Origin of the sequence: Paraburkholderia steynii (assembly GCF_900100565.1) — a bacterium.
Lineage (GTDB): Bacteria > Pseudomonadota > Gammaproteobacteria > Burkholderiales > Burkholderiaceae > Paraburkholderia > Paraburkholderia terrae.
In genome coordinates this window covers 26,971-51,245 of record NZ_FNDI01000029.1, presented here as the reverse complement: position 1 = coordinate 51,245, position 24,275 = coordinate 26,971, and the positions used below count along the sequence as shown (strand labels likewise).

Sequence of the window (24,275 nt, the reverse complement as noted above, 5' to 3'; positions counted from 1 at the left end):
AAACGGCTGTGCGTGAGGGCGCGTCATTCGAGCGTCGTACGGCATTCGCGACAGGACGCACGCTATAAAAAAGCCGCCTTCAGGGAGGCGGCTCTCACGCTGGCTTCTCCGCCTGATCTCTCTGCCAGTACGTGCTGCGGCAGAGGAGCGGCTGAAATTGGAGCGGGCGATGGGAATCGAACCCACGGCTCTAGCTTGGGAAGCTAGGGTATTACCATTATACGACGCCCGCAGAGCGCGCTATTTTACGCGGTTTCGGCGGCTTTGGGCAAATCGCCGGATGCGCAGCGCACCCGGCGCGCACCAACCCGTTCAGATGCCGAACAGCGTTAGCGACACGGCGGCGCGCGTCACGACCATCAGCAGCACCTGCACGATCACGAACAGCAGGATCGGCGACAGATCGATGCCGCCCAGGCGCGGCATGACCTTGCGCAGCGGATCGAGAAACGGCGCCGTCAGCTGATACAGGATCGGCATGGCGGGCGAACGCGGGTTGAGCCACGACAGCAACGCCATCAGGATGGTCAGCCAGATCAGCAGGTTCAGCGCCCATTTGATCACGGTCAGCAGCGCGACGATCAGCAGCGACGGCATCAGCCCGAGCGGATCGACGCCGACGATCGCCACCATCAGCACGACATAGACGAGCGACGTGAGCAGCGTGGCGACGATGCTCGCCCAGTCGATCCCGCGCGTGCTGGGAATGATCTTGCGCAGCGGCAGCACGAGCCAGTTGGTCGCCTGCATCACCGCGCTCGACACCGGGTTGTACGGCTGCATGCGGATGAACTGGAGCCAGGCGCGCAGCAGCAGCGCCGCGCCGAACAGCGTGAAGATGGTATTGAGCAGAAAACGGGCGATATCGCCGAACATCGTGGGTCCTTTCCTTCAGAAAACGTCCCGTCGAGCGGGACGCATGGCGCCGGCGGGCCGGCGGACGGCTGAAAACATCGAGCGCGCGACGTGCATTGCGCGTCTCACCAGAATGGTGGTGTGCGCCCGTCGCGGCGCTAGACCGCGACCTTGACTTCGCTAATCAGGATCTTGCCGTTGCCGCCGTCCGTGTAATTCGGAATGTCGGCGAGCAATGTGTCGCTGGCGGGTTTGAAGACTTCATAAAACGCGTCGGCGGTATCGAACAGGAAATGCCCGGCCGCGACGAACGGCGGCGGTGAGCCCGGCGGCCCGGCGTTGATGCCGATGTCGACCGACCAGCCCTTGAGCGCCGCGCCGAACAGCTTCGCGGCGAGCGGCATGTGCGTGCCGCAGTAATAGTCGACGTCGAAACGTCCGCCTTCTCGATACGGATAGAGGATGCTGACCTTGATCATTGTGCGTTCTCGTCGATTGGTCGCGATGCGCAGGAAGGCGTCGTGCGCCTGCTGCGTACCGTTGCCCGCGTGGTGGTCCAGCGTTGCCGGCGGGCCGTCCGTGCCGCCGCGCCCCGTAAGGGACGGCAGTCATGAAGGCCCGCTCACGCCGGACGTCACATTATCACGGCTTACTCGGCGCTTGCACCTTTCGCCGCGCCTTTGAGCGTGCGGCTCAGCGAGCGCTCGACTGCCGCGCCGATGGCGTCGACGGCGACGGGCGGCGTCGCGCGCTGGCGCGCGAGCGCGACCGCCCGCCGCGACATCAATCCGAACAGCGCGCCATGGTCGCCGCCCATTTTCTCCATCAGCGACAGTTGCTTTTCCACCACGCCCAGGTCGCCACGCGAAACCGGTCCCGCGAGCGCGTTGGCGAGGCCCCGGTCGCGTGCGGTTTCGAGCGTGCCTGCCATCATCGGGAGTAGCGCGCGCAGCGCGTCGTGTTCGTCGAAGCCGAGCTTGCGCCACAGAGTCACATTCTCAGCCAGACTGCATAAGGCAAAACTGGCCGCATAGTGGGCCGCCGCGTGATACAGAAGCCGGCCGCCGGCGGGAATCGACAGCGGATGGCAGCGCAACGCGGCGGCGAGTGCCATCAGCGCGTCCTTGAGCGCGCCGTCCGCCTCGATCGTCACCGAGCACCCGGCGATGCGATCGACATCTGTCAAATCGCCGCTGAACAGGTAAAGTGGATGAAAACCGCCGATCGACGCGCCTTGGTCCCGAGCCGGGGCAAGCAGTTCGACGGGCGACGCACCGCTGCAATGCACGACGGCCCAGGCTTCCTTGCCGGGCGCCGCACCGGCGGGAAACGCGAGTGTGTTCGCTGTCGAACCGATGCTGTCATCGGGGACGGTTAAAAAGAGTATGTCCGCCGACTCGACGATCCGCTGAGGGTTGTCATACGCGGCGCAGGATTCGATCTGACTGGCGAGCTGCCGTGCCGATTCGGGCGAGCGGCTCGCAATGGCCGTGACGGGATATCCGGCGCGTGCGAAGCCAAGCGCAAGACAGCGCGCAATCCGGCCCGCGCCGACGAAGCCCAGGCGCGGCAAGGAGGGCTGGGACATGGTTCCTGCTCCCGACGGGACTGAGGACGGAAGCTGGAGTATCGCGCTCCAATAAATCCAGGGCGCGAACTGGCGGTTTCCGCAGGTGGTTTGGGCGCATGCAGACGTGCGTTTCGCGGTCAACTGATGCTTTCAGGGCCGCTCGCGTACGCACGCACGGTTGTGGCAGCACGGGCAAACAGGCGCGAAAACCGCTTCAGGATTTCCGTAGGAGTGGATTGGCAGTCACCTTGGTTTTCAATGTCTCGCAGTCAGAATCGGGAGGTCACGATGAGCATCTTTGCTTACCGAAAGCACTTGCGGTTCCTCACGCATTCCCAACGCCGTCGCTGGTGGGATCAGAAGAAGCGTCTCACACCGCGGGTCAAGATCAGCGGCGCTTATGTGCCCCCTAACGTCACGCGCGAGTTCACCTACGTGAAAGTCGGTTGACGTTCGTTTCATTTCCGATCATGCGAAACGCCCGGCCACGCGCCGGGCGTTTTTCATTGCAGGCGTTCTGCCGCTTCGGCAGGCTCCTGATGCGAGCCCGCAACATCACGCCGGTGAATTTGTAAATAAACATTACCGAAGCGCGCCAGGCGCGACTGGCAGAGGCGGTCAGGATGCCCGATTCGCCTCCAATCGACGGCCAAGCCCTTGATTTTCGCGATGATCTGCATCATCTGATCAATATAGAAAGAGCGCTGACTGACGAACCGCTTTACGGTAATTGCAATTTGCAACAAATGCAGACAACGGCATGCAGGCTTTTTCGATACATTGAATTCAGAGCATGTCCGTCATGCGACCCGGTCGTGGTGGCCGAGCCGCCAGGAGAAATACAAGTGAAGAAGATCGTTCCGTTTATCGCTGCAGCCGCACTCGGGGTGGGGATGGCCACTGCGGCCCAGGCTCATGTGTCTGTTGGTATCGGCATCGGTGTGCCGGTGGCGCCTGCTTATCCCGTCTACGCCGCGCCGCCTCCCGCGTATTACGCGCCGCCGCCTCCGCCCGTGGTGTATGCACCGCCGCCCGTGGTCTATGCGCCGCCCGTCGTGGTCGGCGGGTATTACGGCTATCACCGGCCTTATTACCATCACGGCTATTACGGCCGTCCGTACTATCGCTATTGATGTTCTGGCTACGTAGCGCATCGGCGCTACGCAGGCTGAATGGAAAAACGGCGCAACGCCGGCTCATCGCCGCGTTGCGCCGTTTGCATTTCACGGGCCGATAGCCTCGCGGCCACGACGCTTCGTATCAGCTTGCCGCGTGCGCAGTCTGCACGATTAGATCGTGGTAGCCATTGACGATCACGCTGTACGAGAAATAAGCGAATAGCAGCGCGGATAGCACGTGACAGATGCGCAGCAGGCCCGTGCCCGCACGTTTGCGTCCGTGGCTCGCCAGTCCGCAGATGAAAAGCGTCCAGCACAGTCCGCCGAGAAAAAAGCCGCCGAGGAACACAGGCGCAGTCGTCACCGTCGTCGCGCCGGCCTTGGCGATCAGCGCGCCGCCGACGGCTGCAAACCACAGGATCGCGCTCGGCGACGAGACGGCGAGCAGCACGCCGCGCAGGAAACCGCGCGTCGGATCGAGATGCGGCGTCGACGCGTCGGCTTCGCCTTCGACGGGCGGCGCCGAGGCCGGAACCAGCGCCTCGCGCGCCATCTTCCATGTCAGAAAAAGCAGGATCGCCGCGCCGCCGATCCATACGACCCAGCGCACCGATTCGAATTGCAGCAGCGCCGCCATGCCCGCAAGCGCGAGCGCCGCGTAGATGAGATCGCCGAAACAGGAACCAAGGCCGAGCCAGAAGCCGGGCCTGAAGCCGTGCGACAACGTCAGCGAGATGATCGCGACGTTGACGAGACCTATATCGAGGCACAACGACAACGACAGAAAAAAACCGTCCGACAACATCGACAAGCTATGCATCCGTCCAACCGTGTTGGTGATTTGTTGTTATTGAAACCTGCGCGACTCACAGACCGAGCTCGTTCCACAAGCCGTCGATGCGCGCTTTCACGGCATCGTCCATCACGATCGGCTGGCCCCATTCGCGGTCGGTTTCGCCGGGCCATTTGTTGGTCGCGTCGAGCCCCATCTTCGAGCCGAGTCCCGCGACGGGCGACGCGAAATCCAGGTAGTCGATCGGCGTGCGATCGACCAGCACGGTATCGCGCGTCGGGTCGATGCGCGTCGTGATGGCCCAGATCACTTCCTTCCAGTCGCGAATGTTCACGTCCTCGTCGACGACGACGATGAACTTCGTATACATGAACTGCCGCAGGAAGCTCCACACGCCGAACATCACGCGCTTTGCGTGGCCCGGATAGCTCTTCTTCATCTGCACGATGGCCATCCGGTAGCTGCAGCCTTCGGGCGGTAGATAGAAGTCGGTGATCTCGGTGAACTGCTTCTGCAGCAGCGGCACGAACACCTCGTTCAGCGCGACGCCGAGCACGGCGGGTTCGTCGGGCGGCTTGCCCGTGTAGGTGGAGTGATAGATCGCGTCGCGGCGCATCGTGATGCGCTCGATCGTGAAGACAGGGAACCACTCCTGCTCGTTGTAGTAGCCGGTGTGATCGCCGTATGGGCCTTCGAGCGCGTGCTCGTAAGCGGCGCTCGCGCCTTTCGTCGGACGCGGCGGCGCGCCTTCGGGCGCGGGCGCCGGTACGCCTTCCTGCGGATAGATGAAGCCCTCCAGCACGATCTCCGCGCGCGCGGGCACTTGCAGCGTGTCGACGCCCGGCGTGACGCACTTCGCCAGCTCGGTGCGTCCGCCGCGCAGCAGGCCGGCGAACTGGTATTCGGACAGCGTGTCGGGCACGGGCGTCACCGCGCCGAGGATCGTCGCGGGATCGGCGCCGAGCACCACGGCAACGGGATACGGCTTGCCGGGGTTCTTCAGCGCGAACTCGCGGAAGTCGAGCGCGCCGCCGCGATGCGCGAGCCAGCGCATGATGACCTTGTTCCGCCCGATCACTTGCTGACGATAGATGCCGAGGTTCTGCCGCGTCTTGTTCGGCCCGCGCGTGACGGTCAGCCCCCAGGTGATCAGCGGCCCCGCGTCGCCGGGCCAGCAGGTCTGGACAGGCAGCTTCGCGAGATCGACGTCATTGCCTTCCCAGACGATTTCCTGGCAGGGCGGGGCGCTTACCGTCTTCGGCGCCATGTCCCACACCGCCTTCGCGAGCGACAGCAGCTTGCCCGCGTCCTTGAGGCCCTTGGGCGGCTCCGGCTCCTTCAGCGCGGACAGCAGCCGCCCGACATCGCGCAGCGACTCCAGCGCCGCGCTGTCGCTGTCCGCGGCGTCTTGCGCGGAAGTATCGATGCCCATGCCGAGCGCGACACGCCGTGGCGTGCCGAACAGATTGCCGAGCACCGGGAACGCGTGAGCCTGCTTCGACTCGAACAGCAGCGCGGGACCGCCTGCGCGCAGCACGCGATCGCACAGTTCGGTCATTTCCAGGATGGGCGACACGTTTTGCGAGATACGGCGCAGTTCGCCGAGCGATTCGAGGCGGCTCGCGAAGTCGCGCAAGTCTTTGTATTTCATCGGTCCGGTCTGGCAGCCGCGTAGCGGCCATGCAAGGGCTGAAAACGGTGGCGAAGCGGGCGGCGCGGTGACGATCAACCGACCAGCAACAAGCAGCCCGAACGGATTGTCGATTTTACCTGCGTTAGGAAGCGCACGTTGAATACCGAAATTGCCAATCGGCTGGAAAGCCCCTTGTGCAGGGGGATCCGGCGGACTGAACACCGTTCATTATTACAATTAGTTATAGTTTTGACATCCTATAGTGTTGACGATCTATAAAACCCTGCTAGAATCCGGTCACATCGGTTGCAGGAATTGATAGTTTTTACCACCGTCCTCCGGTCCTACAGACGCAACGCGTCGCTCTTACCGCTCCTGCACGGTATTGACGGTCATATGTAGTCTCCACCAGCGCATATCGACGCTGGTTTTTTCGCGTGGGAGCCATCGTATGCGTGCTTTTTGGCATGCAGGCGGTCTTTTTCAAGATTTTGGCTCCCCAACGGTACTTTTTGCCGTTTTCCCGACGTCGTTGTCGCCTTAACCAGAGCAGGCGGCGTCTTGGTTTTTTCGAACAGCAGTCCAGCCGGTCGTTCTTACGGTGTTCGCGAAAGCCAGCAACATGGGAGATCTGAATGAACGCCTGGTTATCGTGGCGTCCCAACGAGCGGATCGCGCAAGTCATGCGCGGCGCGCTGCGTCAAGGGACGCGTGTAAGTCATCATCTATTCAGCGTGGTTGGCGGATTCGCTGTCCTGTTCGCGCTCACGCTGTGGCTGATGCCGAGCTGGCGCCTGACGCTGGCGACGCGGCTGATGCCCTTCATCACGGCCGCCGTGCAGGCTGGCCCCGCCCGTCTGCTGCAGGGCAACCCGCTGCCGTCGTTCGCGCCTCAACAGCGTAGCAACGCGGCGCCGCAAGACGATACGCTGTCGAGCTCATCCATCTCGTCGAGCCCGACGGACCACCCCAACACGGCGGCTGCCGCCGCTGACGCCGGCTACAACGTCGCCAGCGACAACAGCAGCTTCACGGCTCCGTCCGGCTCGGGCGTGAGTACCGGCCTTTCGTCGGCTGCGCTCAACGGCCTCGATCCGCGCACGCTGCCCAGCGTCGGCACGATCGCTTCGATGATTCCGTCGCAACGCGTGTCGCCTGACGCCCGTGACGACCGCGTGCTGGTTTCCACCCGCGAGCAGGATCTCGTCGCGACGTTCATCGCGCGGCGCTACCGCGTCGCTCAGGAACCCGTCAGCGAGCTCGTAAAGGCTGCGTTCGACACCGGCCGTGAAGTCGGCCTCGACCCGTTGCTGCTGCTCGCTGTGATGGCGATCGAGTCGGGTTTCAATCCGTACGCCGAAAGCGGCGTCGGCGCGAAGGGCCTGATGCAGGTGATGTCGACGGTTCACTCGGACAAGTTCCGGTACTTCGGCGGCCAGAACGCGGCGCTCGAACCGCTCGCGAACATCAAGGTCGGCGCGATCGTGCTGAAGGATTGCATCGCGCGTGGCGGCTCGTTGCCGGGCGGTCTGCGCCTGTACGTCGGCTCGACGTCGCAGGACGACGGCGGCTACGGCGCGAAGGTGATGGCCGAGCGCACGCGTTTGCGCGATATCGCGCGCGGCCGCAAGGTGCCGATCAATTCGCCGCAAGCTCCGTCGACGGTGACGGCTTCGACGTCTACGTCCACAGCAGCGGCGTCGAATGGTGCGAACAAGCGCGTGCAGATGACGCTCGACGGCCACCCGTTGAGCGCTGCAACGCCGGTGAAGGGCGCGGAGCAGGATGACGCGAGCGCGAATGCGGCGAAGCACGTGGCGCAGCAGCCTGAACTGGGCGCCTGATCGCGTTCGGACACGCTGATTGCGTAAAAGAAAAGGGCACCTTCGGGTGCCCTTTTTTCGTTCGGTGGCGGGTTTTCTTACGCCTTGAAGCTAGTTTTCAGCGGTGCGCCGGCACCGCCGCCGCGTACTTACCCGCCGAACAGTTTCCGCAGACGCTCGACGGCCTCTTCGAGCTTCGAATACGCAGTCGCATACGACAGCCGGATGTACTCGCGCGGCTGGTACGAGCCGAAGTCCATGCCCGGCACGAGCACGATGCCCGCGTCGTGCAGCATCGCGCTCGTCAGCGCGGCGCTGTCGCCGGCGGCCGGATGCGCGACGCTGCGGCAGTCCGCGTAGACATAGAACGCGCCGTCCGGCATGACGGGCACCGTGAAGCCCAGCGATTCGAGCGCGGGCGCGATGAAATCGCGGCGGCGCTTGAACTCCAGCCGACGCGCTTCGTAGATCGCGAGCGTATCCGGCTCGAAGCAGGCGAGCGCCGCGTGCTGCGCGAGCGCCGACGCGCAGATGAACAGATTCTGCGCAAGCTTCTCGAATGCGCCGACGAGCGCGGGCGGCACCACGAGCCAGCCCAGCCGCCAGCCGGTCATGTTGAAGTACTTCGAAAAGCTGTTGACGGTGATGACATCCTCGCCGAACGACAGCGCCGACACGGGCGGCGCGTCGTAACTCAAGCCTTGATAAATCTCGTCGACGATCGTGAAGCCGCCGCGCGCGCGGACCGCTTCGACGATGCGCTTCAGCTCGGCCGGCTCGATCGACGTACCCGTCGGATTCGACGGCGAGGCGAGCAGCACGCCGCGCGTGCGCGCGTTCCAGAGGCGTTCGACGTCATTGGCGGTCAACTGGAAGCGCTCGGCCGGGCCGCTTGGGACGAGCACAGGCTTGCCCTCGGCGGCGGCGACGAAATGGCGGTTGCACGGATAGCTCGGGTCGGGCATCAGCACTTCGTCGTCGCGATCGACGAGCGCGGCGCACGCCAGCAACAGCGCCGCCGAGGCACCCGCCGTCACGACGATTCGCGCCGGATCGATGTCCAGACCATACGCATGCCGGTAATGACCCGCGATCGCCTCGCGCAGCGGGTGAATGCCGAGCGCGCTCGTGTACTGCGTGACACCGCTCCGCAGCGCTCGCGTCGCGGCTTCGATCACGGGTTCCGGCGCGGTGAAATCGGGTTCGCCGATTCCCATATGGATGATGTCGCGCCCGGCGCGCTCCAGCAGCGCCGCTTCCTTCGCCAGTTCCATCACATAGAACGGCTGGATGGCGTCGACGCGGGCGGCCAGTTTCACGAGGGGTTCGGTCACGCTGTTCATTCGATGAGTCCAGTTCAATCAGATGCGCGAGCACTGTCGCGCAAAAAACAAAGGCGGGCCCGCGTAACGCCGGACCCGCCTGCATCGCCAACATCTGAAGCCAGCTACGCGCGTCGCGCGCGCTTACTGCTTGCGGCCGGCCGCCTGCGTTTCCGCTTCGCGCAGCTTCACGGACAGCTTGTCCAGCACGCCATTCACGTACTTGTAGCCGTCGGAGCCGCCGAAGGTCTTCGCGAGTTCGACAGCCTCGTTGATGACGACGCGATACGGAATGTCGACGTGATTCTTCAGTTCGTACGCGGCCACTAGCAGCACCGCGCGCTCGACGGGCGACAACTGGTCGATCGGGCGGTCGAGGCAGGGCGTTAGGTCGGCGGACAATGCTTCCGAATCTCGGATCACGCCATGCAGGATCGCGTCCAGATGTTCGTGGTCGGCCTTGTCGTAACCCTGGGCGCCGCGCAACTGCGCGTCGATCTCACCTGCCGGCGAACCCGACAGCAGCCACTGATAAAGCCCCTGCGTGGCCAGTTCGCGGGAGCGTCGGCGTGCGCTCTTCATGCCCGTTCCTCTTCGTCGTCCTCGTCTTCGTCTTCCTCATCGTCGCCGCCGTCCAGCTGTTCGAGCGCGACCGCGAGGTTTGCCATTTCGACAGCGGTGCGCGCCGCGTCACGACCCTTTTCGGTCATGCGGGCAACGGCTTGCTCGTCGCTTTCCGTCGTCAGCACGGCGTTTGCGATGGGCGTGCCGAAGTCGAGCGCAATGCGCGAGATGCCCGAGCCGCTTTCGTTCGACACGAGTTCGAAGTGATACGTCTCGCCGCGGATGACTGCGCCGAGCGCGATCAGCGCGTCGAACTGGCCGCTTTCAGCGAGCTTTTGCAGCGCGAGCGGGATTTCCAGCGCGCCCGGCACGGTGACGAGCAGCACGTCTTCGCCCGTCACGCCAAGGCGTTCGAGTTCTTCGATGCATGCGTCCGCGAGGCCGTTGCAGACGGGTTCGTTAAAGCGCGATTGGACGATGCCAATGCGCAGACCGTCGCCGTCGAGATTCGGTTGGTATTGTCCGATTTCCATATGAGATCCGTAGTGTGTTGGTTGAGCGCAGATAAGCGGGAACTGGGCGAAAACTGGTCGTGAAAACAGTTGATGCGTTCAGCAGTTCTGCGGCTTTTCGGCCGCGCTGCCCGGCATCGGCACGAAGCCGGTGACTTCGAGCCCATAGCCGGACATGCTGCCCAGCTTGCGCGGGTTCGACAGCACCTGCATCTTGCCGACACCGAGTTCGCGCAAAATCTGCGCGCCGATGCCATACGTCTTGAAGTCCACCGGGCGGCGCTTGAGCGCCTCGGCCCGGCTCTTTTCGTCGAATGCCTTGAACACGTCGATCATGTGTTCCTTCGAGTCGCCGCAGTTCAGCAGCACGATCACGCCATGATCGCGCGCGGCAATTTCCTTCATAGCGGCGTCGAGCGTCCACGAGTGCGTGGATGTGCCGACTTCCAGCAGATCCAGCACCGAGAGCGGCTCATGCACGCGCACCATGGTTTCGCGGTCCGGCGTAGGCGTGCCGCGCACCAGCGCCATGTGCGGCTGGCCGCTCGGCTGATCCAGATACATCACCGCGCGGAACGGGCCGTGTACGGTTTGCATCGTGCGTTCGCAGACGCGCTCGACGATCGACTCCGTGCGGCTGCGGTAGTGGATCAGGTCGGCGATCGTGCCGATCTTCAGGCCGTGCTCCTCAGCGAACGTCAGCAGGTCGGGCAGGCGCGCCATCGTGCCGTCGTCCTTGATGATTTCGCAGATCACGGCAGCGGGCGTGAGGCCCGCGAGCGCCGTGAAATCGCAACCGGCTTCCGTGTGGCCCGCGCGCACCAGTACGCCGCCCGGCTGCGCCATGATCGGGAACACGTGGCCCGGCTGGACGATGTCCTCGGTACGCGCGTTTGCCGCGACGGCCGTGGCGATGGTATGCGCGCGGTCGGCTGCCGAAATGCCCGTGGTGACGCCTTCGGCCGCCTCGATGCTGACAGTGAACGCCGTGCCGTACTGCGTGCCGTTGCGGTGCGTCATCAGCGGCAGGTTCAGCAGCCTGCAGCGTTCCTGCGTGAGCGTCAGACAGATCAGGCCGCGGCCATAGCGCGCCATGAAATTGATTGCTTCCGGCGTGATGAATTCCGCTGCGATGACGAGGTCGCCCTCGTTTTCGCGGTCTTCTTCGTCGACAAGAATCACCATCCGGCCCGCTTTGAGCTCGGCGATGATTTCAAGGGTGGAGGCGAGGGTCATGTTGGCGAGAAGTTTGGGAAAGCGCGTATTTTACGCCACGCCGCCCGGCAAGTCGCCCGTCCGAACGGCATATGCCGTCCGGACGAATGTTCAGCCGCGAAGAGACGCGCGAGACTACTTCGGTGCGTTGAGCATCCGCTCGACGTAGCGCGCGATCAGGTCGATCTCCAGATTGACCTTCGTCCCGTCCTTCAAGGCCTTGAGCGTGGTGACTTCAACCGTATGCGGAATCAGATTGATCGAAAACTCGCAACCGTCGTCGCGGTCCGTCACCGAGTTCACGGTGAGGCTCACGCCGTTCACGGTGATCGAGCCTTTGTACGCCAGGTACTTGCCGATCTCGCGCGACGCCAGCACACGCAGTTCGTGCGATTCGCCCACGCGCGCAAAGCGCGTCACCGTGCCGAGCCCGTCCACGTGGCCCGAGACGATATGGCCGCCGAGTCGATCGTGCGAGCGCAGCGCCTTTTCGAGGTTCACTTCGCCCGTGTCGCCGAGGCCCGCCGTGCGGTTCAGGCTTTCGCGTGACACGTCGACGTCGAACGAAGCCGGCGTTTTGTCGATCACGGTCATGCACGCGCCCTGGATCGCGATGCTGTCGCCCAGTTGCACGTCGTCGAGATCGAGGCCGCCCGCTTCGACGGTCAGGCGGACGCCCGCGTCCGGCTCGTTGCCGAGCGGCTTGATCGCTGCAATGCGGCCGACAGCCGCGACGATTCCCGTAAACATCGTGTCGTGTCCTCTATCTATCTGTCAGTGCGCGGGCGGGTTCGGCAGCAGGCGCGCAAGAATCCGCACGTCACTGCCAATCCGGTCCACGGCATGAAATTCGAGTTGCGTGCGCGCATCCAGCGAGCCGGGCGCGGCGAGATTGAACATGCTCATCGAGTCGTTGCCGAGCAGACTCGGCGCGAGATAAACCAGCAGTTCGTCGACGCAGCCTTCGCGCAACAGGGAGCCATTGAGCTTGTAGCCCGCTTCCACGTGCAGTTCGTTGACCTCGCGCTTCGCGAGTTCTTCGAGCATGCGCGGCAGATCGACCTTGCCGTTCTCGTTTGCGAGCGGCACGATCTCGGCGCCGCGGTCGTGCAGCACGGCGGCGCGTTCTTCGAGCAGCGGCGTGAGCGTGCTGCAGAAAATCAGCGTCGGCGCGCCGGCCAGAATCTGCGCTTCGGGCGGCACTTCCAGCTGGCTGTCGATCAGCACGCGGTGTGGCTGGCGTGGCGTATCGACGGCGCGCACGGTCATGCGCGGATTGTCTTCCTTCACGGTGCCGATGCCCGTCAGGATCGCCGACGCGCGGGCGCGCCACGCGTGCCCATCGTTACGCGCCGCTTCGCCCGTGATCCATTGGCTTTCGCCCGACGGCAAGCCCGTGCGGCCATCCAGCGACGCTGCCACCTTCATCCGCACCCATGGCCGGCCGCGCATCATCCGCGAGACGAAGCCGATGTTCAGTTCGCGTGCTTCCGTTTCGAGCAGGCCGCAGCGCACCTCGATGCCCGCGTCGCGCAGCATCGTCAGGCCGCGTCCCGACACGCGCGGGTTCGGATCTTCCATTGCGGCGACCACACGCGCGACCTTCGCCTCGATCAGCGCGTTCGCGCACGGCGGCGTGCGGCCGAAGTGGCTGCACGGCTCGAGCGTCACGTAGGCGGTCGCGCCGCGCGTATCGTTGCCGCGGCTGCGCGCGTCCTTGAGCGCCTGAATTTCCGCGTGATCGTGACCGGCGGGCTGCGTGTAGCCTTCGCCGATCACCTCGCCATGCTTCACCAGCACGCAACCGACGCGCGGATTCGGGTCGGTCGTGTACAGGCCGCGCCAGGCGAGGGCCAGCGCGCGTTCCATGTGGACGAAATCGTTCTGCGAAAACATCGGCTTCGGGTTATCCGTTCAGTGTTTCGTCGTGGTGGATCAGGCGAGCGACTTGAATGCGCCGCGCGCGGCTTCGATGGTGGCGTCGATGATCGCGTCGTCGTGCGCGCTCGACACGAAGCCTGCTTCATACGCCGACGGTGCGAAGTACACGCCCGCATCCAGCATCTTGTGGAAGAACGTGTTGAAGCGCGGCACGTCGCAGCGCGAAATTTCCGCGAAGCTGCCCGGCACCGATTCCGAGAAGTACAGGCCGAACATGCCGCCCACGGAATCCGCCGCGAACGGCACTTTCGCTTCGCGCGCAGCTTCCGTGAGACCTTGGACGAGGCGGGTGGTCTGACGCGACAGCGCGTCGTAGAAGCCCGGCGCTTGGATCAGTTGCAGCGTCTTGAGGCCAGCCGCGACCGCGATGGGGTTGCCCGACAGCGTGCCCGCCTGATACACGCCGCCCAGCGGCGCGAGATGGGCCATGATGTCGCGCCGTCCGCCGAAGGCAGCCGCCGGCATGCCGCCGCCGATCACCTTGCCGAGACACGTGAGGTCCGGCGTGATGCCATACAGTTCTTGCGCGCCGCCCAGCGCGACGCGGAAACCGCACATCACTTCGTCGAAGATCAGCACTGCGCCGTATTCGGTGCAAAGGCGCCGCAGCGCGCCGAGGAATTCCGGCGTCGCGCGCACGAGGTTCATGTTGCCCGCCACCGGCTCGACGATCACGGAAGCGATTTCGTTGCCGAATGCCTTGAACGCTTCTTCGAGCGCGGCGACGTTGTTGTATTCGAGCACGGTGGTGTGCTTCGCGATATCGACAGGTACGCCCGCCGAAGTCGGGTTGCCGAACGTCAGCAAGCCCGAGCCCGCCTTCACGAGCAGGCTGTCCGCGTGACCGTGATAGCAGCCCTCGAACTTGACGATGCGGCTGCGGTTCGTGAAGCCGCGCGCGAGGCGCAGCGCACTCATCGTCGCTTCCGTGCCGCTCGACACCATCCGCACCTGTTCCATCGAAGGCACCAGCTTGCAGATTTCCTCGGCGATCTCGATTTCGGCCTCAGTCGGCGCGCCGAACGAGAAGCCGTTCACCAGCACGCGCTGCACGGCTTCCAGCACTTCGGGATGCACGTGGCCCACGATCATCGGTCCCCAGGAGCCGATGTAGTCGATGTAGCGCTTGCCCTCGGCATCCCAGAAGTACGCGCCTTGCGCGCGCTCGATGAAACGCGGCGTGCCGCCGACCGAACGGAAGGCGCGCACCGGCGAGTTGACGCCGCCCGGAATGGTTTTCTGGGCGCGGTCGAAGAGTTCTTGATTGCTGGACATGAGCGTTGGACCTGCTTGGGTTGGGATCGCGCGTCGGACGGCTGTGACTGGCGCGAATGCAGTACAAGGGCGGAATCGATGCGGTGCAAAGGCTTGCCGCGAAGCGCGCAGCGTTCGCACGAGCCTGAAATGACCTCTCGAAATTGTACCGGAGTCGTGTGCGGTCGGCCGCGAGCCGTGCCGGTGCGGCGACGCGGCGGGCATTGCGCTCAGGTGTCGCCGGGCTCGCCTCCGCCATTGCCTTCGCCGTCGCCGGGCGGGCTATTGGGGCGTTTGGGCGAACTGAAGTACATCGCGACCCGTGCCGCGCGCTTGCCGGCAGCGGCCTTGTTCGCCGCGCTCCACGCTTGCGAGGCTTGCTCTTTGGTCGATTTGGCGGGCGCGTCCGCAACCGGCGCGACAACGGGCCGCGCGCGCTTGCCGGTGCGTTCGATCCAGAGCTTTTCGAGCGCGCCTTCGGCCATCGGCTTGATCGAGATGCCCGAGGTTTGGGCGTCCCACGTTTGCACGGAGAACGGGTGCTTGCGCAATTCGTCGCGCGTGATCACGACATCATGATGCGCGTCGACCAGATAGTCGTAGACGAAATCGACGCACAGCCGGTAGCCGCGCTTCTTGGTCGCGTCGGGCATTTCGTAGGGCGCGCGCGTCACGTAGCCCGACGCGAACACGCCCTTCGGCTCCAGCGTCACGCGATGAATGAACACACGGTCGCCCGGCAGGATGCTGCGCGAGAAGCCGCAGCCCCAGACATCGGTGACGGCTTCGCCGGCCGCGACGCGTTTGGCGACGTCCGGCAACTCGGGCCACGGCCACTTCTTCGGGCTCCAGATCAGCAGAAAGGCAGTCATCTGGGTCGGGCATTGGTATCGAAGGAACGGACGGCCAGCTTAACCGATAAGGCGAGGAAAGCCCGGCTTGGGCGGCTGCCGGGTAGGGCGATGGCGGGCGTCGGGTACAATCGGGGGCCGTATCCGCAGCGCGGCACGGTCCGCTGGGCCCAGCATCGACCGGTCTTCGCGCGCTGCTTCTCAATGGAATTCCATGTCTCAGGACGTCAGATCCCGGCCGGATGCCCGGCTGATTCTGCTACTCGGCGCGCTTGCCGCGTGCGGGCCGATTTCGATCGATATGTACCTGCCCAGCCTGCCGTCGATCACGCAGGCGTTCAGCGTCAGCGTCGGCGCCGCGCAGAGCACGCTGACCAGTTTCATGCTCGGTTTCTCCGTCGGCATGTTGCTGTATGGTCCGATGTCCGATGCATATGGGCGGCGGCCCGTGCTGCTCGGCGGCATCATCATGTACACGCTGGCGACGATTGCCTGCGCGCTGTCGCTGTCGATTGGTGCGCTCATTACTTTCCGCTTCCTTCAGGCGCTTGGTGCGGGCGCGGCATCGGTGCTGGCGCGCGCGATTGCCCGCGATGCGCACGGACCAAGCGACGCGGCTCGCGTTTTGTCTATGCTCGCTATCGTGACGTCGATCGGGCCGTTGCTTGCGCCGTTGATCGGCGGGCAGTTGCTGTTGCTTGGTGGCTGGCGCGTCGTGTTCATCGCACTGACGATTTTTGGCGCGGTCTGCGCTGTTACCGCGTTCTTGCGCGTTCCTGAGACCTGGCCTCGCGAGAAGCGCGCACATGGCGCGGTGCTGCAATCATTTGCCGCGTACGGCACGCTGTTGAAAGACCCCGTCACTTGGGGGCACATGCTGTGCGGCGGCATGGCGTTTGCGTCGATGTTCGCGTACATCACGGCTACGCCGTTCGTTTACATCGAGTACTTTCATGTGTCCGCGCAGCATTATGGGTTTCTGTTCGGGCTGAATATCGTCGGCATCATGCTTGGGAATTTCATCAACACGCGTGTTGTTGGGCGCACTGGGCCGCTGCCAATTATTTCTGCGGCCGCGACCATCAGCTTCGTTGCGTCGCTGTTCGTTGCGCTGATGTGTCTCACAGGGTGGGGCGGTTTGTGGTCGATCGTCGCTGGGTTGTTCTTTGTGGTGGGCGTGGTCGGCGTGCTGTCGGCGAATTGCACGACCGATCTCATGCATCGCTATCCGCGTAATGCCGGCGCGGCGGCGGCTGTGTTCGGGGCTATGCAGCTTGCGCTTGGGGCTTTGTCTAGCTTCGCCGTTGGGCTCTGGCATGACGGGTCGCCGCAAGGGATGGGGGTGACGATTGCTGTCGCGGGGTCGTTGTGTTTTGTTGGGCGAGGGTTGGTTTTGAGGTGGCATCCGCGGCATTGATGTTTTTGGTTTTGTTTTCGCGGTGCGGGTGATGGTCTTTGTGGGTTTGGGTTTGCGCCGGCATCCGGGTTACGGTGTTTGCTGCACAGGCGGTTTTGGTTGTTCGGGCCTTTGAGCTGGCATCCGCGTTTTGCCTTCGTGCTTCAAGCGTCGCCCCTGTGCGGGGCGGCACCTACTTTTCTTTGCCGCCGCAAAGAAAAGTAGGCAAAAGAAAGCGGCTAACACCGCCAGTTCTTGTGTCACCTACTTTTCTTTGCCGCCGCAAAGAAAAGTAGGCAAAAGAAAGCGGCTAACACCGCCAGTTCTTGTGTCACCTACTTTTCTTTGCCGCCGCAAAGAAAAGTAGGCAAAAGAAAGCGGCTAACACCGCCAGTTCTTGTGTCACCTACTTTTCTTTGCCGCCGCAAAGAAAAGTAGGCAAAAGAAAGCGGCTAACACCGCCAACATTTCTCATTGCCTGAGGGCCCCCGAAGGGTCTTACGCTTCACACGGCGGCATCTCTGTTCGCGTTCGTTGCCAACGCTTCGAATGAGCGCCTCACCCACTTCGAACACCCGAACAAGAGCTAGCGGCAGCGAATGGTTTGCGCCGTCCAGGTGGCAAACTGTGTGTAGGTTGTCGCGTCGTATAGCCTGGCGCTCTTACATGGAGGTATGCGCGTGCTATCGGTCCGAAGTGAGGCGTGTGAGGTGCTACGGCCTACACACAGTTTGCCACCTGGGCGGCTGTGGAATATCTGGCACGGCATGATGCAGCGCGGGTGCGTGAAGCGGGTGATGCGCACCGCAAGAGCGCTGGCAACGAACGTGGGCCACGCGGTTGCCGTGTGAAGCGTAAGACCCTTCGGGGGCCCTCAGGTAGGGAGAAATGTTGGCGGTGTTAGCCGCTTTCTTTTGCCTACTTTTCTTTGCGGCGGCAAAGAAAAGTAGGTGCCGCCCCGCACAGGGGCGACGCTTGAAGCACGAAGGCAAAGCGCGGATGCCAGCGCAGAAGCAAAAAGACCAAACCGCTTGCGCAGCAACAAAACACCACGTCGCGGATGCCAGCACAAAGTCAAACCCACAAAGCGCAACGCTCGCGCCACGAGAGAGCACTGCGGAACCCCCGCACTAAAGCGACAAAAGACCGACCGCCCGCGCCGCGAAAGCCCCAACAACAAACCCCCAGCGCCGCAGGCAAAAAACCCCAAAAAACCTCAATCCCGCGGCGACGCCGCCGCCCCATGACTCAGCCAGTCGAGCACGGCCGACGTATCATCATCGGAGCCCTTGCGGGCCTTAGTCACAGCAGCGCTGACCTCAGAAGCCGGCGCAGCCCGCCGAATCGCAACCCCAACCGCAAGAATATCGATCATCAACAGATGCAGAACCCGCGAAATCATCGACAGCTGCGACTCGCGAATCTCGATATGATCGGTTTCCAGCGCAACAGTCGCGCGCTTGGCCAAAGGCGTATTACTCGACGTAATCGCGATCACCTTGGCACCCGCCTGCATCGCCACTTCCAGAACACGCAGCAATTCCGGCGCGCGTCCCGACTTCGAAACAGCGACAATCACATCACCCTTCCCGAGCAATGCAGCCGACGCCGCCTGCATATACAGATCGCCGTAGGCAATAGTCGGAATACCAAACCGGAAGAACTTGTAATGCGCATCCTGCGCGACGATGTTCGAATTGCCGAGACCATAGAACTCGATGCGCCGCGCGCTGTTCAGCAGATCGATCGCCGACTCGACCTGCTCGAAGTTCAGATGCTCGCGCAACTGCAGAATCGCCGACACCGTGTTGTCCAGCACCTTCGCGCCGAAGTCCGTCGCCGTGTCGCCGAGATGAACCTGGCTATGCGAGACGGGAATCGTACCCGTCAAACCCGTCGCCAGCTTCAGCTTGAAATCGGACAAGCCCTGGCAGCCCAGTGAGCGGCAGAAGCGGATCACCGTCGGCTGGCTCACATCGGCCTTGCGCGCGATATCGACGATCGGATCGTTGATGATCGAACGAGGATGATTCAACGCGAGGTCCGCGACGCGCCGCTCAGCAGGCGTCAGCGCATCGCGCATCTGGCGAATGCGTTCGAACACCGCCGACGAACTGCCGCCCGCGCGGTTCGATAACTGCTCCGCGAGAATCGCCGACACACCGAGAAACGCCGGATATTCCGCCGTGATCACATAGGTCGGCACGTTCTTCAGATACGCCTCGAAGCGGCCCTTCGCCTCGAAGCGCTGACGGAACGACGAGCGCGCGAACACCTCGCCCAGACGCGGCACAACGCCGCCGCCGATATAGATGCCGCCCAGCGCCCCAAGCGTCACCGCAATATTGCCGGCGAACGTGCCGAGAATGCCGCAGAACACGTCGATCGCTTCAGCCGCGAGCGCGTCGCCATCAAGACCTTTCTTGACGATCTCGGATACTTCGATCGTCGCGGGCACGCGCTTCTTGTCGCGTTGAGCCAGCGCGCGATAGATCACCTCGATGCCAGGACCCGCCGCCACGCGTTCGAACGACACATGCGACCACTTCTTGCGCGCGTACTGCAGCACGAGGTCTTCGCGCTCGTCCATCGGCGCGAACGTCGCGTGGCCGCCTTCGCTGCCGAGTGCGATCCAGCGGTCATCAGCGGGAATCAAGCCCGACACGCCCATGCCGGTGCCCGGCCCGAGCAGGCCGATCACGCTGTTCTGACGACGCGAGCCGCCGCCCACCTGCACGCGCTGCGCATCGGTGAGGCCCGGTAGCGCCATCGCCAGCGCGGTGAAGTCGTTGACGACCAGCAGCGTATCGAAGCCCAGCGCGCGACGCGTCGCTTCGATCGAGAACGTCCAGTCGTGATTGGTCATGCTCACCTGATCGCCATCGACCGGGTTCGCAATCGCGATCGCCGCATGATTCACGCGGCCGATCTTGGTGTCCTTCAGATACTTCTTGATGACCTCTGCAACGCCCGGATACTCGGCACAGGGATAGACCATCACCTGCGTGATTTCACCAGGACCCGTCTCGAGCGCAAAGCGCGCATTGGTGCCGCCGATGTCGGCGAGCAGCCTCGGTCCGTCGGCGTGCTGACCCGCGCCGGGGACAGTCTTAGTTTGCACACCAGTAGACATCGAGTCTCACTCCCTTGTCGTTCGCCAACGTCGAGATGGCATTTTTTTGTTGGGCGGCTGCGGCGGCATTGAGCACGTCGAGCTTTTTCTGACCGGCAATCAGCAGGAACAACCGGTCGATCTTCTTCAAGGCGGACATCGACCAGCTCACGCGCGCATGCGGCGCGGCGCCGGGATGCACGGCGACGAACGGCTCGGCCGTCGAGATCGCGTGCTCCCATTCGGGCGCATCCGCGAAAATCGATGCCGTGTGGCCGTCTTCGCCCATGCCGAGCACGGCGATATCGGGCAAGTGGCGATCGCCGCTTGCGACTTCGCCGTTCAGTGCGGCGACGTAGGCGTCGAGCGATTGCATCGTATCCACGAGCGGAAGGAAGGCAGCGTCACGCGCGGCATGCTGCAACAGCGTCTCGCGCGCGAGGCGGGCGTTGCTGGCGTTGTCGGTCTCCGGCACCCAGCGGTCGTCGACGAGCGTCACCGCGATGCGCTTCCAGTCGAACGGTTGCGTGGACAGGGTTTGCAGAAACGGACGTGGACTCGTGCCGCCGGACACGGCAAGCGTCGTCGGGCGGGCGCGGGTCGCGCTCGCACGGACGGCGAGCGACGCATGTAACGCGTCGCCGACCGCCTTCGCCAGCGCGTCGGATTGGGCGCGCGGGTCGTCGAAAGCGTGAAGCTCGATCACTTCTCCTCCATGCTGCTTTCTTTGTTTGATCTGAATTGCTGCGGGGCGACGGCGGTTCTCGATAGAAGCCGACGTCGACGTGTCCCGCTGCTGCCGTTACCAGTCCTTTGCGATCCAGGCCCGGTCCGGCTATTCATGCTGTGTTCAACCGATACTTCATACGGCGCGTTGCGAGACAAACATCGATCATCGCAGGACAAAACAAAACGCGCCGCTCAAACGTCCATTCGCGTCAGTTCAATTCTCTTCTTCGAGCCAGCAGGTGCCGTGCTGCGCGAGCATCGCACTCGCGGCGGCCGGACCCCATGTGCCCGCCGCATAAGGCTTCGGCTTGCCCGACGCGGCCCATTCGTTGAGGATCGGCTCGACCCACTTCCACGCCGCTTCCTGTTCGTCGCGACGCACGAAGAGGGCAAGGCGTCCGTTGATCACGTCGAGCAGCAGACGTTGATACGCCTCCATCTGGCCTTCCTTGAAGAACTGGTCGAAGGCGAGGTCGAGGTGGACGCTCGACAGGTTCATCCCTTCGCCCGGCTTCTTCGCGAGGCAATAGAGGCGAATCGTTTCGTTCGGTTGCAGGCGGATCACGAGACGGTTCGCGCCCGCACGCAACGCCGACGCGCCCAGCGCCGAATGCGGCACGGCGCGGAAGTTCACGACGATCTCCGCGACGCGGTCGGCGAGACGCTTGCCCGTGCGCAGGAAGAACGGCACGCCCGCCCAGCGCCAGTTTTCGATCTCGACCTTCAGCGCGACAAACGTTTCCGTCGCGCTGTCCGTCTTCACGCCGGATTCCGTCGCATACGCGGGCACGGACGTGCCGCGAATGACGCCCGCGTGATACTGGCCGCGCACGGCGACCTTGCTGATATCGCGCGGATCGATCGGCTTCAAGGCACGCAGAACGCGCAGCTTTTCATCGCGGACGGAATCCGAATCCATTGAATGCGGCGGTTCCATTGCGACGATCGAAAGCAGTTGCAGCAAATGGTTCTGCACCATGTCGCGCAACGCGCCCGTGTTGTCATAGAAATCGCCGCGCGCTTCGACGCCGAGTTCTTCCGCAATCGTGATCTGGATGCTCTCGACCCATTCGCGACGCCACAGCGGCTCGAACAGCGCATTGCCGAAGCGCAGCGCCAGCAGGTTCTGCACGGGCTCTTTGCCGAGATAGTGGTCGATGCGGTAGATCTGCTCTTCGGCGAAGATCTCGCCGACGGCGTCGTTGATCGCATTCGACGAACGCAGATCGTAGCCAAGCGGCTTTTCCAGCACGATGCGCGCGTTCTCGTTCAAGCCCACGGACGCGAGCGCATGGCAGATCGGGACGAACAGCGACGGGCCTGTGGCCAGATAGAACACACGCGTACCGGCGTGATCCTGCAAGGCATCGCGCAGCTTGACGAAGTCTTCGGCCTTGCCGAGATCGAGCTTCACATACTCGATACGGTCAACAAAGCTCGCCCACGCGTTTTCATCGATGCCGCTCTTCGCGACATGCGCCTTCACGTGCTCATTGACCCATTGCAGATAACCCGCACGGTCTTCCTCATGACGCGCGACGGCAACGATCTTGCCGCTCGCCGCGAGCATGCCTGCACGGTGCGCTTCATACAGAGCCGGGAGAATCTTGCGCATCGACAGATCGCCAGTTCCGCCGAAGAGAACGAAGGTGAAGCTAGAGTCGGTTTGCATGCGTCTCCGTGGGATATCTGATGGGCCTGTAAGGCGCCCGTAGTCCGATAAAATATTTTTTGACACTGAATTGTAGTTTAACTACAATCCAAATCAAGAGGTAACGTGAATTCGATGAAAAAAGCGTGCGGGGCTTGTGAACAAGCGCCTTTTCGCGGGTCCACGTAGCTTCCCTGCATGTTAACGGACAACGCGTTCCGGCATGCGCCAGAGTGCCCTTTGAGCGCGGCGCAGCATGACGGAGACAGGCGTTTTCATTGAATGACGTGCGCGGACCACCTCGAGTCTGCAACGCGCCGCAGTCAGAAGGCGGAGCAGGCAAAAATCAAAAGAGGAGACAGTTCTTGCATCGCAAATCACTCATCTCTTGAGCGTCACGCGGCCGAGCCTCGGCTCGCTGGCACAACCACATCACCATGTGCCTGCCCGACGCTCGACCGTCCACCGCATTGCCTGTTTGACCAACCATCACACCCTGGTGACATCAGGGGCCACTCGTTTTTAAGTTCAGGTGTCTGGAGGAGATAAGCAATGAAATTCCGTGCGATCATGGGCGCCCTGTGCGCCGCAGGTCTGATGTGTGGCGTCGCCACGGCACAGGCGGCCGAATCGGTTGAAGTGCTGCACTGGTGGACCTCGGGCGGCGAATCGAAGGCTGTCGGCGTGCTGAAGGACGACCTGCAGAAGCAGGGATACACGTGGAAGGACTTCGCGGTGGCAGGCGGTGCGGGCGCAGCGGCCATGACGGCACTGAAGACCCAGGTCATCTCGGGCAACGCGCCTAGCGCGGCTCAGATCAAGGGTCCGCTGATCCAGGATTGGGCGTCGCAAGGCGTGCTGGTGAACGTCGACTCCGTCGCTGGCGACTGGAAGAAGAACCTGCCGCCGGAAATCGACAAGATCATCCACGCAGACGGCCACTACGTCGCAGCGCCGTTCTCGGTACACCGCGTCAACTGGCTGTACATCAACAAGGCAGCGCTCGACAAGGCGGGCGGCAAGGTGCCGACCACGTGGACCGAGTTCTTCGCTGTCGCCGAGAAGATGAAGGCAGCCGGCATCCAGCCGATCGCGATGGGCGGCCAGCCGTGGCAAGACCTGACGCTGTGGGAAGACGTCGTGCTGTCGGAAGGCGCGGACTTCTACAAGAAGGCGCTCGTCGACCTCGACCAGAAGACGCTGACCTCGGACAAGATGGTTCAGGTGTTCGACACGGTCCGCAAGATCCAGGGTTACTTCGACAGCGGCCGCACGGGCCGTGACTGGAACCTGGCAACGGCAATGGTCATCAACGGCAAGGCCGGCATGCAGTTCATGGGCGACTGGGCGAAGGGCGAGTTCGCGAACGCGAACAAGAAGTCCGGCTCGGACTACATCTGTGCAGCCGTTCCGGGCACGGAGAAGTCGTACACGTTCAACGTCGACTCGTTCGTGTTCTTCCAGCAGAAGGGCCAGAAGGCAGCTACGGCAGGTCAGCTCGCGCTCGCGAAGACCATCATGAGCCCGGAATTCCAGGAGCAGTTCAGCCTGTACAAGGGCTCGATCCCGGTTCGTCTGGGTGTGTCGATGGATAAATTCGACGACTGCGCGAAGAAGTCCTACGCTGATGAACAGACGGCTATCAAGTCGGGCGGCTATGTGCCGTCGCTGGCTCACGGCATGGCTCAGCCGGACGCAGCAGCAGGCGCAATCTCGGACGTCGTGACGAAGTTCATGAACTCGAATCAGGACTCCAAGACCGCCGTTGCTGCACTCGCGAAGGCTGCGAAGACCAAGTAAGGCAGTCGTAGCACAGTTGTAGCAGAACGCCCGGCGCGCATGACCTTTAATAAACCATGCGCGCCGGACGACGATGGTGCGATGCATGGTGCAATGCATCACCGCGCCTCTGCCGTTCCGGTGTCTTCCCCTGATG

Annotated in this window: 22 protein-coding genes and 1 tRNA gene; 5 read left to right on the top strand and 18 right to left on the bottom strand. The window is 63.2% G+C overall.

Going from position 1 to position 24,275, the window contains the following annotated elements; genetic code table 11:
- Positions 1 to 158 precede the first annotated feature (158 nt).
- From BLT65_RS36635 to BLT65_RS36620, 4 genes are all read right to left on the bottom strand, one after another.
- Positions 159 to 232 (bottom strand) — tRNA-Gly (locus BLT65_RS36635).
- 80 nt (positions 233 to 312) lie between these two features.
- On the bottom strand, positions 313 to 876 hold the full coding sequence (locus BLT65_RS36630; protein WP_042310499.1) for a YggT family protein: 564 nt from the start codon (positions 874 to 876) through the stop codon (positions 313 to 315).
- Positions 877 to 1,013: 137 nt separating this feature from the next.
- On the bottom strand, positions 1,014 to 1,334 hold the full coding sequence (locus tag BLT65_RS36625; protein WP_035987536.1) for an EthD family reductase: 321 nt from the start codon (positions 1,332 to 1,334) through the stop codon (positions 1,014 to 1,016).
- A gap of 170 nt (positions 1,335 to 1,504) precedes the next feature.
- The gene (locus tag BLT65_RS36620; protein WP_091787569.1) at positions 1,505 to 2,443 is read right to left on the bottom strand and encodes a Rossmann-like and DUF2520 domain-containing protein; all 939 of its coding nucleotides are present in this window, start codon (positions 2,441 to 2,443) and stop codon (positions 1,505 to 1,507) included.
- Between the two features lie 270 nt (positions 2,444 to 2,713).
- On the opposite strand from BLT65_RS36620, the gene BLT65_RS47425 reads away from it, so the two are divergent.
- Complete coding sequence (locus BLT65_RS47425) at positions 2,714 to 2,875, top strand: hypothetical protein (protein WP_007735200.1); 162 nt, start codon at positions 2,714 to 2,716, stop codon at positions 2,873 to 2,875.
- A 53-nt stretch (positions 2,876 to 2,928) separates the two neighbouring features.
- Here the strand turns inward: BLT65_RS47425 and BLT65_RS36610 are convergent, their stop codons facing one another.
- Positions 2,929 to 3,171: a hypothetical protein gene (locus BLT65_RS36610; RefSeq protein ID WP_091787566.1), complete on the bottom strand. Its 243-nt coding sequence runs from the start codon at positions 3,169 to 3,171 to the stop codon at positions 2,929 to 2,931.
- 99 nt (positions 3,172 to 3,270) lie between these two features.
- Here BLT65_RS36610 and BLT65_RS36605 point away from each other — a divergent pair, with 99 nt between their 5' ends.
- On the top strand, positions 3,271 to 3,558 hold the full coding sequence (locus BLT65_RS36605; RefSeq protein ID WP_042310554.1) for a hypothetical protein: 288 nt from the start codon (positions 3,271 to 3,273) through the stop codon (positions 3,556 to 3,558).
- A gap of 127 nt (positions 3,559 to 3,685) precedes the next feature.
- On the opposite strand, the gene BLT65_RS36600 is transcribed toward BLT65_RS36605, so the two are convergent.
- On the bottom strand, positions 3,686 to 4,363 hold the full coding sequence (locus tag BLT65_RS36600; protein WP_007589507.1) for a LysE family translocator: 678 nt from the start codon (positions 4,361 to 4,363) through the stop codon (positions 3,686 to 3,688).
- A 46-nt stretch (positions 4,364 to 4,409) separates the two neighbouring features.
- A complete protein-coding gene (locus BLT65_RS36595; RefSeq protein WP_091787563.1) occupies positions 4,410 to 5,987 on the bottom strand; it encodes a UbiD family decarboxylase in 1,578 nt (525 codons plus the stop codon).
- A gap of 617 nt (positions 5,988 to 6,604) precedes the next feature.
- Between BLT65_RS36595 and BLT65_RS36590 the strand changes: the two genes are divergently transcribed.
- Positions 6,605 to 7,813, top strand: a complete 1,209-nt coding sequence (locus BLT65_RS36590) for a transglycosylase SLT domain-containing protein (RefSeq protein ID WP_042310506.1) — start codon at positions 6,605 to 6,607, stop codon at positions 7,811 to 7,813.
- 128 nt (positions 7,814 to 7,941) lie between these two features.
- Here the strand turns inward: BLT65_RS36590 and BLT65_RS36585 are convergent, their stop codons facing one another.
- The 8 genes from BLT65_RS36585 to BLT65_RS36550 all read right to left on the bottom strand — a co-directional run bounded on the left by BLT65_RS36585 (position 7,942) and on the right by BLT65_RS36550 (position 15,472).
- A complete protein-coding gene (locus tag BLT65_RS36585; RefSeq protein WP_091787560.1) occupies positions 7,942 to 9,135 on the bottom strand; it encodes a pyridoxal phosphate-dependent aminotransferase in 1,194 nt (397 codons plus the stop codon).
- Positions 9,136 to 9,258: 123 nt separating this feature from the next.
- On the bottom strand, positions 9,259 to 9,696 hold the full coding sequence (nusB, locus tag BLT65_RS36580) for a transcription antitermination factor NusB (RefSeq protein WP_007749953.1): 438 nt from the start codon (positions 9,694 to 9,696) through the stop codon (positions 9,259 to 9,261).
- Positions 9,693 to 10,211: a 6,7-dimethyl-8-ribityllumazine synthase gene (ribH, locus tag BLT65_RS36575; protein WP_007589500.1), complete on the bottom strand. Its 519-nt coding sequence runs from the start codon at positions 10,209 to 10,211 to the stop codon at positions 9,693 to 9,695. The genes nusB and ribH overlap by 4 nt, the downstream gene beginning before the upstream one ends.
- A 78-nt stretch (positions 10,212 to 10,289) precedes the next feature.
- Positions 10,290 to 11,426 carry a bifunctional 3,4-dihydroxy-2-butanone-4-phosphate synthase/GTP cyclohydrolase II gene (ribBA, locus tag BLT65_RS36570; RefSeq protein ID WP_042310510.1) on the bottom strand — a complete coding sequence of 379 codons (1,137 nt, stop codon included), beginning with the start codon at positions 11,424 to 11,426 and terminating at the stop codon, positions 10,290 to 10,292.
- A gap of 114 nt (positions 11,427 to 11,540) precedes the next feature.
- Positions 11,541 to 12,155 carry a riboflavin synthase gene (locus BLT65_RS36565; protein WP_091787557.1) on the bottom strand — a complete coding sequence of 205 codons (615 nt, stop codon included), beginning with the start codon at positions 12,153 to 12,155 and terminating at the stop codon, positions 11,541 to 11,543.
- Positions 12,156 to 12,179: 24 nt separating this feature from the next.
- Positions 12,180 to 13,301, bottom strand: a complete 1,122-nt coding sequence (gene ribD, locus BLT65_RS36560; protein WP_090836102.1) for a bifunctional diaminohydroxyphosphoribosylaminopyrimidine deaminase/5-amino-6-(5-phosphoribosylamino)uracil reductase RibD — start codon at positions 13,299 to 13,301, stop codon at positions 12,180 to 12,182.
- A gap of 39 nt (positions 13,302 to 13,340) precedes the next feature.
- Positions 13,341 to 14,621, bottom strand: a complete 1,281-nt coding sequence (gene hemL / locus BLT65_RS36555) for a glutamate-1-semialdehyde 2,1-aminomutase (RefSeq protein ID WP_091787552.1) — start codon at positions 14,619 to 14,621, stop codon at positions 13,341 to 13,343.
- Between the two features lie 209 nt (positions 14,622 to 14,830).
- The gene (locus tag BLT65_RS36550; RefSeq protein WP_091787550.1) at positions 14,831 to 15,472 is read right to left on the bottom strand and encodes a hypothetical protein; all 642 of its coding nucleotides are present in this window, start codon (positions 15,470 to 15,472) and stop codon (positions 14,831 to 14,833) included.
- Between the two features lie 193 nt (positions 15,473 to 15,665).
- On the opposite strand from BLT65_RS36550, the gene BLT65_RS36545 reads away from it, so the two are divergent.
- The gene (locus tag BLT65_RS36545; RefSeq protein WP_091787546.1) at positions 15,666 to 16,868 is read left to right on the top strand and encodes a Bcr/CflA family multidrug efflux MFS transporter; all 1,203 of its coding nucleotides are present in this window, start codon (positions 15,666 to 15,668) and stop codon (positions 16,866 to 16,868) included.
- A gap of 1,195 nt (positions 16,869 to 18,063) precedes the next feature.
- On the opposite strand, the gene BLT65_RS36540 is transcribed toward BLT65_RS36545, so the two are convergent.
- The 3 genes from BLT65_RS36540 to zwf form a co-directional block, all read right to left on the bottom strand.
- Positions 18,064 to 19,980 carry a bifunctional transcriptional regulator/glucokinase gene (locus tag BLT65_RS36540; protein ID WP_091787543.1) on the bottom strand — a complete coding sequence of 639 codons (1,917 nt, stop codon included), beginning with the start codon at positions 19,978 to 19,980 and terminating at the stop codon, positions 18,064 to 18,066.
- Positions 19,958 to 20,665, bottom strand: a complete 708-nt coding sequence (gene pgl / locus BLT65_RS36535) for a 6-phosphogluconolactonase (RefSeq protein WP_091787540.1) — start codon at positions 20,663 to 20,665, stop codon at positions 19,958 to 19,960. Before pgl ends, BLT65_RS36540 begins: the two co-directional genes overlap by 23 nt.
- A gap of 237 nt (positions 20,666 to 20,902) precedes the next feature.
- Complete coding sequence (gene zwf, locus BLT65_RS36530; protein ID WP_091787537.1) at positions 20,903 to 22,360, bottom strand: glucose-6-phosphate dehydrogenase; 1,458 nt, start codon at positions 22,358 to 22,360, stop codon at positions 20,903 to 20,905.
- Positions 22,361 to 22,891: 531 nt separating this feature from the next.
- On the opposite strand from zwf, the gene BLT65_RS36525 reads away from it, so the two are divergent.
- Positions 22,892 to 24,139 (top strand): ABC transporter substrate-binding protein, encoded by a 1,248-nt coding sequence (locus tag BLT65_RS36525; protein WP_007580588.1) that lies wholly within the window; start codon positions 22,892 to 22,894, stop codon positions 24,137 to 24,139.
- The last annotated feature ends 136 nt before the right edge of the window (positions 24,140 to 24,275 follow it).